This is a genomic window from Aeromonas sp. 600886, assembly GCF_049174935.1.
GTDB lineage: Bacteria > Pseudomonadota > Gammaproteobacteria > Enterobacterales > Aeromonadaceae > Aeromonas > Aeromonas veronii_A.
In genome coordinates this window covers 1-646 of record NZ_JAAKUB010000054.1, presented here as the reverse complement: position 1 = coordinate 646, position 646 = coordinate 1, and the positions used below count along the sequence as shown (strand labels likewise).

1 tRNA gene and 1 rRNA gene are annotated in these 646 nt (G+C 47.7%); both read left to right on the top strand.

The features are described from left to right. Positions 1 to 67: ribosomal RNA gene (locus tag G5179_RS20805) — 16S ribosomal RNA — on the top strand; the annotation flags it as partial. A 210-nt stretch (positions 68 to 277) separates the two neighbouring features. Further along, positions 278 to 353: transfer RNA gene (locus tag G5179_RS20800), tRNA-Glu, on the top strand. Positions 354 to 646 lie beyond the last annotated feature (293 nt).

Here is a 646-nt window from a genome sequence, read left to right as displayed (position 1 = left end):
ATTCATGACTGGGGTGAAGTCGTAACAAGGTAACCCTAGGGGAACCTGGGGTTGGATCACCTCCTTACCTTAAGATGACGAAGTTGTTGAGTGTTCACACAGATTGCCTTGATTCAAAGTAGTTAGAGCAAAGACCTGGTGCAGAGATGCATCAGCTTCTGTTGTCCAGCCCTCGGGATGGATGAGAGAAAACCTCTTCTGCCGGATAACGGGATGTGAATAGCAGTTTACTGCTACCTGTTGTCTCAGTGCGCAAGCACTGCAAAGCAGACTCGGGGTCCCCTTCGTCTAGAGGCCTAGGACACCGCCCTTTCACGGCGGTAACAGGGGTTCGAATCCCCTAGGGGACGCCACTTCTCTTCGCATCTTAAGAATGCAGAGTTAAGAAACTGATTCTTAACTCTGTTTTCTTCGGCCTTGCGCCGTTGCAAACATGCTCTTTAACAATCTGGAAAGCTGATTTAAAAAGTAGTTCTCAAACATTTGTTACAAGTGCTTTGGAAACTTCTTGGCGAAAACCAAATTTTATTTGGTCCTTGTTGTACGACAACGAGCTGTGCCGGTTTCACCGACACTTCTTGGGGTTGTATGGTTAAGTGACTAAGCGTACATGGTGGATGCCTTGGCAGTCAGAGGCGATGAAGGA